The organism is Enterococcus sp. DIV1083b (genome assembly GCF_051713705.1).
Classification (GTDB): domain Bacteria; phylum Bacillota; class Bacilli; order Lactobacillales; family Enterococcaceae; genus Enterococcus_D; species Enterococcus_D casseliflavus.
The window spans coordinates 2,073,511-2,090,026 of record NZ_JBIOQJ010000001.1; the positions used below are offsets into that span (position 1 = coordinate 2,073,511).

At 43.5% G+C, this 16,516-nt stretch carries 12 protein-coding genes; all 12 read right to left on the reverse strand.

What is annotated here, in order from left to right:
* Positions 1-9 precede the first annotated feature (9 nt).
* Positions 10-1,383 (reverse strand): gluconokinase, encoded by a 1,374-nt coding sequence (locus tag IGI69_RS09585; protein WP_438740647.1) that lies wholly within the window; start codon positions 1,381-1,383, stop codon positions 10-12.
* 220 nt (positions 1,384-1,603) lie between these two features.
* Positions 1,604-2,935, reverse strand: coding sequence for a 6-phospho-alpha-glucosidase (locus IGI69_RS09590; protein WP_438741521.1), 1,332 nt, complete (start codon positions 2,933-2,935; stop codon positions 1,604-1,606).
* On the reverse strand, positions 2,935-4,563 hold the full coding sequence (locus tag IGI69_RS09595; RefSeq protein WP_008381549.1) for a PTS transporter subunit EIIC: 1,629 nt from the start codon (positions 4,561-4,563) through the stop codon (positions 2,935-2,937). Before IGI69_RS09595 ends, IGI69_RS09590 begins: the two co-directional genes overlap by 1 nt.
* Positions 4,564-4,727: 164 nt before the next feature.
* The gene (locus IGI69_RS09600) at positions 4,728-5,306 is read right to left on the reverse strand and encodes a hypothetical protein (RefSeq protein WP_438740649.1); all 579 of its coding nucleotides are present in this window, start codon (positions 5,304-5,306) and stop codon (positions 4,728-4,730) included.
* 13 nt (positions 5,307-5,319) lie between these two features.
* Positions 5,320-6,963 carry a hypothetical protein gene (locus IGI69_RS09605; RefSeq protein ID WP_016610972.1) on the reverse strand — a complete coding sequence of 548 codons (1,644 nt, stop codon included), beginning with the start codon at positions 6,961-6,963 and terminating at the stop codon, positions 5,320-5,322.
* Positions 6,964-6,981: 18 nt separating this feature from the next.
* On the reverse strand, positions 6,982-7,857 hold the full coding sequence (locus IGI69_RS09610) for a carbohydrate ABC transporter permease (protein ID WP_005236529.1): 876 nt from the start codon (positions 7,855-7,857) through the stop codon (positions 6,982-6,984).
* Between the two features lie 12 nt (positions 7,858-7,869).
* The gene (locus IGI69_RS09615; RefSeq protein WP_016610970.1) at positions 7,870-8,817 is read right to left on the reverse strand and encodes an ABC transporter permease; all 948 of its coding nucleotides are present in this window, start codon (positions 8,815-8,817) and stop codon (positions 7,870-7,872) included.
* 48 nt (positions 8,818-8,865) lie between these two features.
* Positions 8,866-9,792, reverse strand: a complete 927-nt coding sequence (locus IGI69_RS09620; protein ID WP_428215125.1) for an ROK family protein — start codon at positions 9,790-9,792, stop codon at positions 8,866-8,868.
* Positions 9,793-9,805: 13 nt separating this feature from the next.
* On the reverse strand, positions 9,806-10,807 hold the full coding sequence (locus tag IGI69_RS09625; RefSeq protein ID WP_438740652.1) for a LacI family DNA-binding transcriptional regulator: 1,002 nt from the start codon (positions 10,805-10,807) through the stop codon (positions 9,806-9,808).
* 223 nt (positions 10,808-11,030) lie between these two features.
* Complete coding sequence (locus tag IGI69_RS09630; protein ID WP_438740654.1) at positions 11,031-13,175, reverse strand: glycoside hydrolase family 3 N-terminal domain-containing protein; 2,145 nt, start codon at positions 13,173-13,175, stop codon at positions 11,031-11,033.
* Between the two features lie 300 nt (positions 13,176-13,475).
* Positions 13,476-15,791 (reverse strand): lectin-like domain-containing protein, encoded by a 2,316-nt coding sequence (locus IGI69_RS09635; RefSeq protein ID WP_438740656.1) that lies wholly within the window; start codon positions 15,789-15,791, stop codon positions 13,476-13,478.
* A 45-nt stretch (positions 15,792-15,836) separates the two neighbouring features.
* On the reverse strand, positions 15,837-16,202 hold the full coding sequence (locus tag IGI69_RS09640) for a hypothetical protein (protein WP_167823176.1): 366 nt from the start codon (positions 16,200-16,202) through the stop codon (positions 15,837-15,839).
* Between the last annotated feature and the right edge of the window lie 314 nt (positions 16,203-16,516).

The window sequence follows — 16,516 nt, forward strand, 5'->3', positions numbered from 1 at the left end:
GGTTTTTGCTTATGCTTGAAAATAGGTTTTTGCCAATTCTTGATAGAGCGCTTGGTTCTGCGGATCAGGAACAAATTTTTCATCTGGCTGATCTTGCCGCACAACAGAGCTTTTGTATAAATCATACAAGCCGAATATCGGTTCGTTTTCATCGGAAAGATAACAGGTCAGCCCCAACACATCCGCGGTCATTTGACCTAAAAGTTTTGTTTGAAAGAAACCACCACTTACAGTGACTGCCCCTTCCAACTGCGCCATTTGCTTTAATAAATCGATGTTCATCAGCATGCCTTCGATGACTGCCCGCAACATGTCTGAGCGATTGTGTTTCAGGGTCAAGCCAGAAAAGCCGCCTGTGATCTCATTTGTCCAAAAAGGTGCCCGCTCCCCGTTTAAATAGGGAAAAAAACGTAAGCCGTTACTGCCGATCGGCGACTCCTCCATGACTTGAGGCAGATAATGATAAAACGCATCAGGATCTTCTGATAAGGTCTCTTTTGCCCAAGCAAGGACACAGCCACCATTATTCGAAGGTGCCCCTACGACATAGAGGTCATCTTGCAGATAGTAGCAAAAATTTTGTTTTTGGCGATCAAAGACCGTGGTCTCACTTACTTTACGAACCGCCGCACTGGTTCCGATCGTCAAGCTGTTGCGGATCCCTGTAGAAATATAGCCAGCATATGCTGCTAAACACCCATCGCTAGCCCCACACATCACTTCTACCTCAGGCTTCAAGCCACACCGCTGCGCCATCTCCTCGGTAATCAAAAAACGATCAGTCGGTGCACATAAAGGCGCTAACTGGGCTTTTGAAAGGGATAAATAATTGAGAATCTTTTGACTCCATTGCTTTTCTTTCAAAGAAAAAAGACCGGTCGCTGATGCGGTACTATAATCGATCCGTGCTTGTCCGGTAAACAACGCCATTGCTAGTTCTTTTAAGCCAAACCATTTCGTCTCTTTGGAATATGAACCATTCGTTTGAAAATAAGCCAGTTTCGCAAAGGGAGACATCGCATGGATCGGTGTCCCTGTCTCTTCATAAAACGTTGCCGCCAGATCCGTTTGACGAAAGGCCGTCATCGTTTGACTCGCTTGATTGTCTGACCAAATGTAAATCTCTTCTGCTGTCTCACCAGCCACTGGCATCAAGCTGTGCATGGCGGTACTGAACCCGATCACTGTGATTGCCGCTTTTAATTGAGCGGGAATCGTTGTGACACCACTGATCAATTGGCTACTGATCTGGGTCGCTGATTGGGTCTGGTTTAACCCGTGGCTATGGGTTTTGATTGGTAATGACTGTGAGTAAATGATTTTCCGATCTTCAATGACCCCAAATTTTATGGCTGTCGTGCCGATATCAATCCCTAAAAACATCGCATTGCTCCCTCTCATCTGATTCAATTAGCTTTATTCTACCATAGTTAGTGGCATATTCTAGTATACCTGTCTGATCGTTTTGTTGATAAGACGTTTCGTGGTGATTTTCTTCAGAGAATTATCCTTCCACACCAAAAATCAAAAAAGAGAAAGATTCTTGGAGAATCTTCCTCTTTCAGTTATCCAACCAGCGAATGTTTCGCAAATGTGAAACAAATCAAGACAATCCTGGCCAGTAATCACCATTTTCCGAGACCAAATCATCGAGCAACTCTTTGGCTACTTTTGCGCTAGGAATCGTTTTGGAAAGGCTTAACGCTTGCCACATTTTTTGATAGCTCTTTTCCACATATGCTTCGACCACTAATTTTTCCACAGTCACCTGTTGGAACATGAGCGCTTGTTGGAAGGCAGGAATTTTTCCTTGAGCGAGAGCTTCTGGTCCATCAGAACCGACGATACATGGCACTTCCACCATGGCATCATCTGGGAAGTTCGCAATCGCGCCGTTGTTTTCCACAATCATAACCATTCGCTCATGCGTGTTAAAAGCGATGGCGCGTGCCAAATCAACGATAAAGGTTGCATGGGCATCAATCTCAAAGGCGATCCCTTCAGCAGAGCCTTGGGCAGTGATCTTTTTGGCATGATCGAACACTCGTTTTTCCCGTCCTTCCATCACTTCATTGGAACGCGTATACTCTGGATGTTCTTTCATGTGTTCGTAGACGTAATCTGGGTATAAATAATACTTCAAGTACGTATTTGGCAGATATTCTGGTGTGAGCGCCAAGAGGTCTTTGGCTTTTTTGTGGGTGTCTTGCCAACTTGGGTCAGTATGTTGGGTATCCACTTCGACCTGCGTCAAATAGCCGTGTTCTGCAACGTAGTCACGAATGGTTTGAATGTACTCCGTGCCTTCTTTGTCTTTGACGCTGGTCCACCAGCCAAAATGATTCAAGCCAAAGTAGCGAACTTCTAGTTCCTCTGGCTGTTTGCCAATGATTTGCGACATGCGACGCAACGTGCCCACGGGCATGTCACAGATATTCAGAACCTTTGATTTCGGACGCAAGACCCGACATGCTTCAGCTACGATTGCAGCTGGATTGGAATAATTCAGCATCCAACAATCGGGGGAATATTTTTCCATGTAATTAATGATCTCCAGCATACCAGTGATGCTGCGCATCCCGTAAGCGATCCCTCCTGGTCCACAGGTTTCTTGGCCAAAGACGCCATGACGCAAGGGAACTTTTTCATCTTTTTCCCGCATGTCATACTTTCCTACTCGGATATGCGCCATACAGAAATCGACATCGCTGAAGGCTTCTTCAGGATCCGTCGTAAACGAAAATTCGATTTGCGGTGCTTGTTCTTTTAATAAAATCGCTAGGGCTTCACCAAGGATCGCTTGGCGTGCTTCATCATTGTCGTATAGTTTCAGCTTTCTTAAAGGAAAGCGTTCTTGATTGTCAAGTAGCATCATAACGATTCCCGGGGTAAAGGTACTGCCGCCCCCTGCGATCACTACTGAAAAATTTTTCATCATTCAATCTCTCCTTCTCTTCCAAGATAATTTTCTAATTCTTCCCGCACTTTCGGCACAGTCAACCCGTAAACGACATGGACATTTTCACCATTTTTGATCACGCCTTTGGCTTGTGTTTCGTCTTTTAGTAGCGCTTCATCCACGAGTTCAGGATCCTTTAGTTTTAAACGTAAGCGGGTATAGCAGTTGTCGATGGTTTTGATATTGTCATCGCCACCTAGCGCTTTGGTGATGATTGCTGAGATACTTGTTTCACCAGTCGGACTAATGGCGGCTTGGTCACTCGCCATGACCCCGACACCTGCTCCAGCAAGTTGTTTTTCTTTGTACTCTTTCTTCGAATACAGTTTGGTCTCTGTCCCATCTTCTTCACGCCCGACCGTTTTCAAATTCAGTTTCGTGATCAAAAAGCGGAACAAGAAGTAATAAAGAAAGAAGAAGACGACTCCGACGATCAAGTACACTGGCCAGCGAGTTTTCTCGATCCCTAAGGGCAAGTTGTACAAAAGAAAGTCGATGAAGCCATTCGGTCCGATGGCGCGAGAACCAAAGAGATTTAACGCCACCATGCTCAAGCCGCTAAGTGCAGAATGAATGACGAACAAAACAGGTGCCACGAACATAAAAGAAAATTCGATTGGTTCAGTCACACCTGCAATAAAGGAAGTGACGACAGCTGGAATCAAAATGGCTTTGACTTTGACTTTATTTTCTGGTTTTGCCGTTTGATACATCGCCAAACAGGCACCGATCAGTCCAAACATTTTTGAGATCCCACGAGCGTCCCAAATGACACTTTGCGATAATACGCGGACTGCTGGGTCAGCAATTTCCGCAAAATAAATGTTTCGTGCCCCTTCAAAGACTTGACCGCCAACTTCTGCGACACCGCCTAATGAAGTATACAAAAACGGCGTGTAGATCAAGTGATGCAAGCCAGTTGGAATCAATAAGCGTTCCAACATACCGTACAAGAAGATGCCAAAGTTGCCCGTTTGTTGAATGATGCCGCCTAAACCGTCGATGCCAGTTTGAATTACTGGCCATATAAACGTGAAAACGATGGCTAATAACACGACGACCGGAATCAAGACAATAAAGACGAAGCGCGCGCCGCCATAAACTTGAAAGGCGTTGTTAAAGGTCGTATCGATAAAACGATTATGGATCAATGCTACGACGATCCCTAAAATGATACCCAGAAAGACCCCCATATCCAACACTTGGATTCCTAAAACGATCGCTTGTCCTGAACCTTGAAGGGCATCGGCTGGAACCAACATCCCCCGAAGTTCCATGAATTTATTCATGGCATTCAAGAAGACGAAATAACCTAACAACGCGGTAAATCCCGCTTCAGCTTTTTTCTTATTAGCTAACCCTAGAGCAATCCCGACACAAAAAATAATGCCCAAATTGGTTAAAATCGGTAATAAGGAAGCGGACAAGATACTACCAAAACCGGTGGTTATCGGATTATCCAAAAAGGGAAACTGCTCAAGCAAGCGGACATTTGTAAACACATTCCCAACGGCAATCAATATCCCTGCGATCGGCAAAATCAAGACGGGCACAAACATTGCCTTGGAGAATTTCTGCATCGCATCCATCACTTTTTCTTTCATTGAGGAAACTCCTTTGTAATTGATTTGTAGGTTAATTATAGGAAACATTTGTTACTAATAGAATAGCAAACGTTTTCAATTCAATGCGTTTCAAAGATTGGAATGTGTTTCATCCTGTTTACTTCCTTGCTAGTGGTGAATACAAGCAACAAAAAAAGAGTGAATCAAGATTGATCCACTCTTTTTAGATGCAACACTTTTTGATAGAAATACAAGGGCCCAGACAGACAAAACAGATAGAAGATACCTGGTGCTGATTGCCATGTGAAGAAATAACCGATCGCTGCTAGGACTAAGATTCCGATCCCTTTATGGTAGTGCATCATCGTAAAGAAAAAACTACTTCGAAAAAGGATAAACAGGTTTTGCCGATCTTTTATTTTTGATTGCATCACATAAAGGTTAATGTTGTAGGACAACAAAAAGGTAAGAAAAATGATGGTCAAAAAAGAGAAAAACAATGAATTCGTCAAAGCAGCTGAACGCCACAAGCTGAGTCCGCATAAAAATGAGAAGAGATTGAAGACCCCTAATGGTAGGGTCTTCAACAAGGCGTTTTTGCTGTTTTTCAAAAAGGGGCGTAGCAGTTTTGCTTCAGGATGTTCATAAGCATCTACGACCGCTCGCATAGCTGCAGGAAAAGTGACGATCGGAAACGACACCACCAAAAATAGAAGATTCAAAACCAGCATACGAAAAATAACTTCGCAAATACGATAAAAACGACTCTCTAAAGCAAACATCACACACACACCTTTAGTTTAGTTTTTCAATATTTTCAGCGATTTTCTCATTTCGGTAATCCACGATTGCTGACCATCCATTGTTTTCTCGTTCTTGTAGGTAGTCTTCCCAAATCTGACGGCCCGCTTCTTCCGAGTCTGCTTGAATAAAGTTGACCAACGCTTGCACTCTTGCTGTGTTGATGGAAGTGAGGTTTCTTGCTTCAGAACCGGTGCGAGGATCAATATCTTCGATCTCAAAACGTGGTGCTAACTTATCTTGGGACCATTCCACCATCTGACGAATCGATGTAGCTGGTTTTTGTCCCATTTGGATAGCATAATTGTCATTCCCAACAAACCAATAAGACCCTAGCCCAACTTCCTTGTCAAAACGAGCTATGTCCGAATTTCGTAAGGCCTCTGTTTCCTCTGAGTATTCAACCACGCCATCTACGAGATTGTATGTTTCCCCTTCAATCCCAAAGGTCGTGACCATCGTACCATATTCACTTGCCAAATAGGTCAAAAGCTCCATAGCTTTTTGGGGTTCTTTTGTCGACGTCGTGATAAAGGTTTGTGTCCATCCACCAATATTTCCGCCAGTAAAAGTGGAATCATCGCCATTCGAATTCTTCGGCCCATCGACGGCAATATAGGTTTGTTCAGGGTTACGAGCATTATTGTCTGACATGAACTCATTGAGTCCTTTCGTGTTTGTATGCAAGTAAGCAAAGTAACGGCCCTGCCCTAGTTTTTCTTTCATCGTGTTGTCATTGTCTGAAAATTGGTCGTTGGTGATGTATCCTTCATTGTAAGCTTTTCTAAAAGTCTCGATCCACGTGATATACTCCTCATCAGCATCTCGATCATTAAATTGCCCATCAACACTTGGTGCAATGCTTAGAAAATCTTGCAAAGTACCACCATATGCGCCATCCCCGCCATTGGAAATATCTAGTGCAGTCGAAGCAAATGGGACTAGAGCTGCACCATCATCTGCAGTCGGAAATGCTTCTTTTGCCCGTTTTAACGCATCTAAAAATCCTTCTGGCGTCGACATATCGGGTTCACCTAACGCTTCGTAAATATCTTTGCGGACAATGAAAACTTGGTCTCCCACTACATTGCCGTCCTCATAATCTTGTGCAGTCGTGGAAAAGCTCGGGTATCCATAAATGTTGCCATCTTCTAAAGTAAACCATTGAACAGATTCCGGTTTCGCTGCATGTTCTAGAAAATATGGATCGTATTTTTCTGCTAAAAGATTCAGTGGTAAAGCAAATTTCGTCGCTTCGTTGGCAGCAGATAGATTTTTATCGAAGGTCATGATATCTGGCAGATCGCCTCCAGCTAACATCGTGTTAAGGTTCTCATCATTCCCTGAAATAAATTCGACATTGATATTCATATCTTCTTTGATTTTTCGCGTCACAGTATCTTTTCCCCAACCTGGCTGAGCATACCAATCAAAGTTGACATACCACTTCAAGGTCGCTTCATGATCAGTGTCTTTTTGCCAGCTTGGGGTATCTTTGTCTGCTTCAAAGCGAGCTTCTGGCAGATCTTCTACTACAGCAGCCCCTTTTGACTCGCTGTTGGAATTACCACAGGCGCCTAATACCACGACTGATGTACATACGAGACCGATTCCTAAGAATAATTTGCTTGCTTTCATTTTTTTCTCTCCTTTTGTCTATTCTTTTACTGATCCAAGAGTCATCCCTTGAATAAAGTACTTTTGTAAAAATGGATAGATCACGACGACAGGAACCGTCGTTACCACCATAGTTGCTAATTGCAGTGACTGAGAAGTCGTATTTCTGACCACGTTGGTGCCTGTTGCTACTGCAGGCGATAGATTTTCCGAAACGATCCGAAATAGTAGCATTTGTAAAGGATATAAACTACGATCATCAACATAGATATTGGCGGTCATGTAGTCGTTCCACTGAAAGACGCCGTGGAATAATGCGATGGTTGCCAAAACTGGAAGGGACAATGGCAAAATGATTTTTACGAAAATAATAAAAGGATTGGCGCCATCCATCATGGCAGATTCTTCCAGCGAAAATGGAATGCTCCGGAAAAAATTCATCAAAATCACCATATCGTAAAAAGAAAATAAGACAGGTATGATGTAGACCCAAAAATTATTTAACAAGCCGAGTTCTTTAAATAAGAGAAAGGTAGGAATCATCCCTCCAGAAACGAACATCGTTAAAATCCCCATGTTCATATAGATTTTCCGCCCCATTAAGTTTCTACGACTCATCCCGTAAGCAACCATCGCCGTCAATGCCGTATGCAAAACAACACCAATCACTGTTTTTGCAACTGAGATGACAAAGGCTTTATAGATCGCAGAATCTTCAAAAACGGTGTAGTAACTTTCTAGTGAAAATTCCCGTGGCCAGAAATAGATCCCCCCTCTTGCGGCATCGGTTGCATCATTGAAAGATAAGGCGACGATATTCCATAGTGGCAACGCAATGATGGCTAAGAAGAACACCATGAAAATCACATTGGCAGTATTGAAGATCTTCTCATCTTTTGAAAATGTTTGTTTCATACTTTCCCTCCTCTAAAAGACTGATTCATCACTGATTTTTTTTGTCAAAAGATGACTACCGACCACAAGGATCAATGAGACAACCGACACAAATAGACCAACGGCGGTCGCATAGGAGAAGTCTCCTTGTTGAATCCCCATTTTATAGACGAATGAATTAATGACTTCACTGGACTGATAATTGACAGGGTTTTGTAAGACGAGTGTTTGATCGAGGTTTGAACCCAATAACCCACCGACTGACAAAACAAATGTCAAGGCGATAATATGACGGATCGAAGGGATCGTGATCCGAGTGATCTGCTGAAACTTCGTGGCGCCATCCATTCTCGCTGCTTCATAAAGAGCTGGATTGATCCCTGTCATAGCAGCAATGTATAAAATCGTATTCCATCCAACTTCTTTCCAAATATCGGAAATGACTGCAATCGCCCAATATTTTTCGGGATCAGTCAAGAAGCGAATCGGTTCATCGATCAACCCAACACCTAACAGTAAATTATTGACCAAACCGGTATCAGACAACCACGTAATAAACATGCCTCCTAAGATGACCCAAGAAAGAAAATGCGGCAAATAAGACACCGTTTGAACGACCTTCTTCAAGCGCACATGAACGATTTCATTGATCAATACCGCTAAGCCAATCGCTGCTGGAAAACCAATCAGTAGTTTAAAAAAGCTGATGCCTAACGTATTACTCATCACCGTCCAAAACATTGAATCACTAAAAAATTCTTGGAAGTATTGGGTACCGACCCACTCTGCATTCGCGATCGAATCAAGCACTGAGTAATCTTTAAATGCGATGACGATCCCGTATAGTGGGATAAAATTAAAAATAATCATCAGGATAATCCCTGGCCAAACCATTGCTTGATAAAAACTTTGGCCTTTTAGTTTCTGCAAAAAGGTTCTTTTCTTTGGGGTTGCTTTAAGTACGACTCCTTTAGATTCCATTGTTCCACCCTTTCTAAAACGCTTACTTTTCCATCTGAAGGAAATGAGTTACTTCCTTCGTTGGTTCATCAACTGATAGACCGCACCAATCATACCTGCATCGTTTTTTAATTTTGCACGTCGAATCGGTGCAATCGTGCGTCCTTCTAAGTAACCAATACTTTCATGGCGAACTTTTAGCTGACAGAGGGTCTCTTCAAGCCTTGCCATAAACCCATCATTTTCACTGATCCCACCACCAATCAAAATCAGCTCGGGATCAAATGTACTGATCAAATTGAGCAAGCCCACCGATAAATCTTGAAAAAACTGTGCAAGCACTTGGTTCGCTACCACTTCTCCTTGCGCTCCTCGCTGAAAGATCTCCACCGCATCTTGAGGGAAATCACTCCGACCAAGCTGTTGAAGTGCCAACTGGTACTGATGGAAAAGACCACCCACGACAGCAGCTCTTTGGTTCAAGGAAACAGTTTCTAAATTTCCTTGGTCAGGTAAGCTATCGATCAGCATCCATCCGAATTCACCTGCCATGCCATGGCTGCCGCGATAGAGCTGATCATTAACAATGATCCCACCGCCAATGCCTGTACCGACGACAAGGCATAGATAGTTCTCACAGTTCTGTGCGTGCCCAAGCCATTTTTCAGCGATCGCCGCTGCATTGGCATCATTTTCAACCATGACCGGTAGCTTGACACGTTCTTCTATTTCTTGCTTTAAATTGATTCCATAAAGGGATTTGATTGATCCTGCTGTAATCATCGTGCCATCTTTTTGGATGATGCCCGGTGCGCTAATCCCGACACCATCGACTATTGCTTCTTGCTGCAATGATTTGATCAATGCTGTGATGGATTGCAAAAATCCCTCCTTTTCATGGATCGTCGGCATCTGTCCTTTTTTGACAATTTCACCGTTTTTCAAGATCACACCATATTTGATGGTGGTTCCTCCAACATCGATTCCAATAAACATTGCTTCACCCTCATTATTCATTTACTTGTTTTGTCGATTGATTGATGCACAATTCCCCTGATAAAACGTAGGAGATCCCAATGGCACTTTCCTCAATCATTTCGATCAAGTGTTTGACTGCCGTGACCCCTTGCAATTGGATTGGATTTTTCACAGTCGTCAACCGAGGCATGAAATAGTCCAAAAGATCGATGCCATCAAAACCAATTACGCTGAAATCATCTGGCACCCGCCACTTGGTCTCATGGATCGCCTTGACCGTTCCGATCGCACTAAGATCATTTCCCGCCAGAAACGCTGTGGGTAAATCTTTCTGCTCTAGCAAAAACTGTTGCACACGGACTCTCGTTCGTTCTTCTTCAAAGAACCCTTGCAATTGATAGTCCGACCGTTTAGAAACCCCTGCCTCGTTTAATGCTTCTAAATACCCTCTTAAGCGCTCATCACTATCATAAACACCAGTAATACCACTGATAAAGGCAATTTTTTTGTGACCAAGTGATAAAAGATACTCGGTGGCTGCTTTTCCTTTTTCGAAAGAATCAAAGACTACACTGCCGAAGTTCTTTTCTTGAATGTTTCGATCGATAAAGACGGCTTTGATTTGTTCTCGTTCCATCGCAGCCAAATCCTGCTTCGTTAAAAAATCTTCAAAGCCAATAATGCCATCAACAACACCGCCTAATATACTATTGAGAACCACTCGTTTATCCGTGGATAAGAAGACATTGACCGCATAACCATGTTTTTCTGCCTCTCTGGCAATCGCTTCAACTAATACGCTAAAGTAAGGCCCTTTCATGCTGGTAGTGTAGAAACCGAGCATTTTCGTTTTCGTGTTTTTCAATTGTTTGCCCATTAAATTGGGAACATAATGCAAACGTTGTGCTGCCGCCATCACGCGTTCTTTCGTAGCTGGACGAACAACATCGACACCGTTGAGTGCTTTAGAAACCGTCGCAATCGACACATTTGCTTCTTTCGCCACTTCTCGGATCGTGATTCGATTTGCCAAATGACCCTCACCTCCTAAACTGATCCCACAAAAATAAAAACGTTTTTATTTTATCGGAAAAATGAACGACCGCTTCCTCACTGGTCATCTGATAATCCAACTATATATAAAAACGTTTTCATCCACAATGATTCTAGGGCTGATTGGCGTTTGTACCAGCAACTTGAAACCTGTGCCATCATGGTACAAGTTGTACCTACAAAAAAAAAGCCTCGAAAGGCTTTTAAATCGTGAGCGTACCAATCAACTTCGCTGAGGCAGCAGCAAAGCCAAGGTATAAGGAAATCGTACCAGGATCACTTTTTGTCGAGAAATCGGAATGAACATAAGCAAAATCCTCTGGTGTAACATAGAATGAATGCTGCCTTTCTTCGGCTGCAGCAAGATGGATTTTTTGCCATTGTTTTAATTCCCGCATCGGTCGCGCTACTTCTGTAACATCGTCTCTGCTATAGAGTTGCAGTGTCGTGGTATGCGGTACATCTCCCTCATTTTTCAGCGTGCAGCTGACCTCAAATGGTGCATCCTTTTCCTGAGGATTAATGATTTGGGTGTGGGTGATCGTGCATCGACCATAGCCCATCCCCGAGCCAAAAGAAAACAATGGCTCATTTTTTTCATCCATATAACGCGAAATATATTTTTGATCACTATTCTCTTCAGTCAGTGGACGCCCTGTAGAGAGTTGAGCATAGGTCATCGGTAATTGACCTTCTGCTCGAGGAAAACTCATAGCTAAACGTCCTTGCGGTTCAGATTCGCCCATCAACAAATCTGCCAACGCATTGCCTCCTTCTGATCCAGGGAACCAAGCAATCATGATGGCTTGGCAAAGAGGCTCGATGGCGGTCAAAACCAGTGGTCTGCCACAGAAAAGAATCGTTGCGATCCTAGGATTGACCTGACTTACTGCTTCAATCAATGCTTCTTGCTTTCTTGATAAAGAAAGTTTGGTCAAACTTGCCGCTTCTCCCGCTTCCTCGCTAGTTTCCCCCAGAGCCAATAAAACAACCTCAGCTTCTTTAGCAACTTTACACGCCTCATCAATAAAGGCGCTCGTCAACATTTCCCCGTCAGGATACGATAAGACAGTTAAGTCAATTTCTTTTTGAGAAAGCCCCTCCGCTAAGGAGACCGCAGCCTCCGGTTTGCCGATCCACGACCAAGCCCCCAAAAGATCCTTCGAAGCTGCTTTGGGGCCGATCAATGCGACCTTTTGCTTTTTCTGCAACGGTAACAGTGCTTGGTTTTTCAGAAGAACTGTTGTTTTCTTTGCTGCTTCTCGTGAAAGAAGACGGGTTTCCTTTAGGAGTCTAGGCGTTAATTTTTCCGGTGCTAACCCTCTATAAGGGTCTTCAAAAAGGCCTAGCTTGTTCTTTAAATGTAGCACATGAAAAACCGCCTTATTCAACTGCTCTTTCATAGCAGGATCTGCCTGAATGATTTGCTCCAGTGCGTTCAAATAGCAATCACTCATCATATCCATTTCGACACCTGCAGTAAAAGCTTTCTGTGCGGCTTCCTTTCGATCAGCAGCTACACGATGCGCCATCAATTCCGCCACCGCTGCCCAATCTGAGATGATCAAGCCGTCAAACCCAAGCTTTTCTCGCAATACTTCCTGCAACAATGGTTGATTGGCTGTGGCCGGCACACCATGGATCGTATTAAAAGAAGTCATGACCAATTCTGCACCAGCTTCAATCGCCGCCTGAAACGCGGGCAGATAATTTTGGTAGAGCTCCAGATCAGACAAATCGACAGTATGGTAATCCCGGCCGCCTTCTGCAGCGCCATAGCCGATAAAGTGTTTGACACAAGCAGCAATTCGCTGTTTATTTTCTGCAAGGGAAGCAGTTCCTTGATACCCTCGTACATAAGCAGCCGTCAATACAGAAGATAAGGTAGGATCTTCCCCATTACTTTCCAAGACCCTTCCCCAGCGCGCGTCTTTGACATGATCCGCCATCGGTGAAAACGTGACATGGACACCAGCTTCTGCCGCTTCTTTCGCTGAAGCTTTAGCAACCACTTCCACTAACTGCGCATCAAAGGAAGAGGCTAAGGCAAGCGGAATTGGGAAAATCGTTTCATACCCATGGATAACATCTGCCATAAAAACAAGGGGAATCTTTAAACGACTTTTCTCAAGATAAGACGTTTGGATGGCATACACTTGTTCCGCAGTATGAGTGCCCAACACAGAACCAATCGTAAACAATTGGTCTTCACTCATGTGCCATTGCTGCATCGGACCCGTGATTTCTCCTCCTTGTACAAAAAAATCTGGCGTCAGTTGGACTAACTGGCCCACTTTTTCAGCTACGGTCATTTGGTCAATCAGTTCTTTTAGTTTTACGGTCTCCACTATCATTCTCTCCAATCATTAGGTTCTCTTCTTTTGCTTAAAAAATCCTTATTTGCGCCTTCTTAGCAGAAGCAAAAGAGTATCTATTCCTTTCATCCAGTATAATTAAAAACGTTTTCAAAAAAAGATAGTGTTCCTACTTTGGTGCAACTCATGGGAAAAAGGAAAAATCTTCATCATGGTACAAGGTGTACCATAAATAATGGATAACACCAAATCCCCTGATACATCCGACATTGTGTCTTCTCCGATGCTAACAAAAAGAAGCTGCAATTTGCTGCAGCTTCTTTTTGTTTATTGTTAAGGAACAAATGATAGTTCCCAAAGAATGGTTGCTGAATATCTCGTGGCTTGAGGAGTCGCACTAATTGGCACCTCAAGTTTGACACTTTGATCCATTGTGTCTCGATCGCCAAAGCGCTGGACCCAAGTGCCTCTGCCTTGATTGGCACCTGCTTGTGCGATTATCTCCGCATTTCCAACAGTCAGTGCTGCTTGCTTTTTATGAGTAGGTGGATCAGACACGTTTTCTCGACTCGTTACTACATCGATATTGTCTAATAAAATTCTAGCACCAGTCAGTTGATGCCCTTCATCACTTTCAAAAGGCTCTCGTAAGGTTGCACGGAGAGTCCAACCGGAATTTTCCCTCCTCCGATCTGAAACCTGCACATAATTAGGGCGTAGATTATCATTTGGATCAGCCGGCTGAAGGAGTTTTTGCGGCAGGGCATCGTAGGTCGTCGTTTCTGACCGAATGCCAACTGTCCCAAACTGGAATTGGGAAACAAAATCCAAGCTGACAAACCCTTGTTCTTCATCAATCTCAGGCGGATTCTCAGGATTTACTTGCGTATCCGGATCAAGAGGGTCTACTGGTTGCGGAGTACTTTCCAAACCATAAACTAGCCAGTATTCTTGTTCAGCTCGGGTGACGCTTGTTTCCAGCGGCTGACCGTCCCGCTCGTAAAGATATTGATAATAAGGAATTGTCAAAGGCAAGATATCAACCGATTCATTTACGAATTCTCCTTGATAGGTTGGTTCCCTCAGTGTTATCCCTTCTTCATCTATATGATTGATCTTGATGTTCGATGGCACGCGATCAAATAAAAAAGTCACCTCCTGATGGAAAGGCTGCGGCATAATATCAAATGTACCTGGGTCAAAGTGTTCTGTGTCAAACTCAACCCCGTAATAGTCATACCCTAACTGATAGGGTTCATCGCTCTCTCGGTTCTTGGGGTCAAGGGTATGAAGGAAACGTAATGGTAGTTCTAATGTTTCAGTTGGTAGAATATCCTCCCCTGTCTCTCGATCTCGATAATTCACATGGACGGTTCCGGTACCAATGTAATAATTCATCTCTTCAAAATAAAAGGTATGGCGATCACTTCTCGCACCAGTACTACCGGATATAATAAATGCCATTGCAGAAATATCTGATGGCTGCCAATCACTGATGTCACGTTCCCAAATCATATCTCTATAAGTAACTTGAAACCAGCGACCTTCATTATTTGGCTGATATTCAATTAGGATCGGGTCATCTGCTCCATTTCTAGCACCCGTAGTTGCTGCTGGAGCATCACCTTCCATATATGTTTCCAGTAATAATGGTGTCCTATGATAGATAAAGCCAGCAAAGGGCGCTCCATTGACAGCTATAGGGTCTCTTTCAACGATAAACCTATTCTGGTCAAAAAAACCTCGAGTAGCATTATAGTTATTGTCTAGTTTAAAAGCAAAAGCATCCCTCAAACCTCCGATTCCAAACGCATTGCCCTCATAACCTATTCTATTGGTCTCAGAATTGTGAAAGCCAAATGCCATACCGTCAGCACCAAGTGGTTTAGACCCAATATTGGCTTTACCTTTAAGCGTAAATGGCTGATCCAGACTAATTCTGTCTTTTAAGGTAACATAACCGACTGACCCAGATATATCTTCTGTTAGTACTAATAGCCCCGTTTCATCATTGTAAGTAGCAGTGCCTTGGACATCAAAGTGTTCTCTAAAATTGCTTTTGTTAATTGTCACTTCGACCATCTGTCCACTTCTATCATCTACTTCTGGCTCTCTCGCTTCCGCATCCGCAGCCTGATCTGCTTCCGCAGAGTCATTCTCTTCTTCCGTCGAATCAGTGTCTTCGGCATCCGTATGATCTAAGATCAGCAGGCGCTGCGTAGCAGTCTCGGCAACGATGATCTCATATTCTCCGATCGTATCCACAAGAATCGGTAAGACAAAAGTCGTTTGTGGGGTCTCGCTGTTCAGTTGCCACACACCTTCGTGGTCTGTTGCTACCACCGTTAGTTCATCGTTCAAAGCTTCCTGATCAATGCTTACTTCCTGAGGCAACGCGATGTCCACCGTTTCGAGGGCAACTTCTGAGTAGAAAATAAAATCTATTATGTGCTCGACCTCGCCTTGGATCAGTTCCTCCGCAAAGGAGATTTTTCCACTCACTTCATCGTCGGCCTTCTCCTCGTGTTCTTCCTCTGGTGTCCACGAAAAAATCGTCTCGGCATTCATGATGGTTAATGTTGTAATCAGTGGGAGTAAGGCAAGTAGAACCAGCAACCACTTATTTTTTTTGCGAAAAAATGAGTTCATCGCATTCACTCCTAAATGTCATTTCTCTTATTTTTCCCATGGGATCTAGCCCCACTTAGGGAATGTTGATTTCCCTTTTTTGATAAGTTGTTTTACTACGTATATGTTAAGTGCGGTGATCAGCAAGAGACTTCCAAGAATCACCCAATCCAACCGTTGAATGAAGTTTGTCTGGGGCAGCTGCCCGCCGGGTTTACCCGTGTCTTGCGGTGGACGCGGAACAGGACCGGTTGGCGGAGATGGTTCTGGTTGATCCACAGGCTCATAAATCCCGGTAAACATCACTGTCCCTTCCGTTTCCGTTGAACGTCTCTCATCGCCAAAACTCGTTCTTGTATACCCGAAAGCGAACAATAAGACCAAACATACTTTCAAAGCCCTTCCTCTAATTGACGCACCGTTAATATCCATTCTCCCTCCTCCTTGTGAGTTGTTCATTTCGAAAACCATCGTTTTTGATATCTCAAAAACGATGGTTTTCAAACATGTCATACTAATTATATCGATGTTCTACTTAGATTAAAATTCACGATATTCCTCGATCGATGAATATCCTGCATGAAGTTTAAAAAACATACGTTTCATTCATATGTTATTGTTGAAACTATTTTAGAAACTTGCCATCTCTCTTTTATACAACAAAAAGCTCAATGATCTTGGATTACGTTGTTCTCGTAATCCTCGACACCTTGAATCGACGCTTCATGTCAGGCGTCCCTCTCATT

Coding starts and splice junctions, on each gene's coding strand:
- IGI69_RS09585 (WP_438740647.1), bottom strand. CDS start 1,383: ATGTTTTTAGGGATTGATATCGGCACGACAGCCATAAAATTTGGGGTC.
- IGI69_RS09590 (WP_438741521.1), bottom strand. CDS start 2,935: ATGAAAAATTTTTCAGTAGTGATCGCAGGGGGCGGCAGTACCTTTACC.
- IGI69_RS09595 (WP_008381549.1), bottom strand. CDS start 4,563: ATGAAAGAAAAAGTGATGGATGCGATGCAGAAATTCTCCAAGGCAATG.
- IGI69_RS09600 (WP_438740649.1), bottom strand. CDS start 5,306: ATGTTTGCTTTAGAGAGTCGTTTTTATCGTATTTGCGAAGTTATTTTT.
- IGI69_RS09605 (WP_016610972.1), bottom strand. CDS start 6,963: ATGAAAGCAAGCAAATTATTCTTAGGAATCGGTCTCGTATGTACATCA.
- IGI69_RS09610 (WP_005236529.1), bottom strand. CDS start 7,857: ATGAAACAAACATTTTCAAAAGATGAGAAGATCTTCAATACTGCCAAT.
- IGI69_RS09615 (WP_016610970.1), bottom strand. CDS start 8,817: ATGGAATCTAAAGGAGTCGTACTTAAAGCAACCCCAAAGAAAAGAACC.
- IGI69_RS09620 (WP_428215125.1), bottom strand. CDS start 9,792: ATGTTTATTGGAATCGATGTTGGAGGAACCACCATCAAATATGGTGTG.
- IGI69_RS09635 (WP_438740656.1), bottom strand. CDS start 15,791: ATGAACTCATTTTTTCGCAAAAAAAATAAGTGGTTGCTGGTTCTACTT.
- IGI69_RS09640 (WP_167823176.1), bottom strand. CDS start 16,202: ATGGATATTAACGGTGCGTCAATTAGAGGAAGGGCTTTGAAAGTATGT.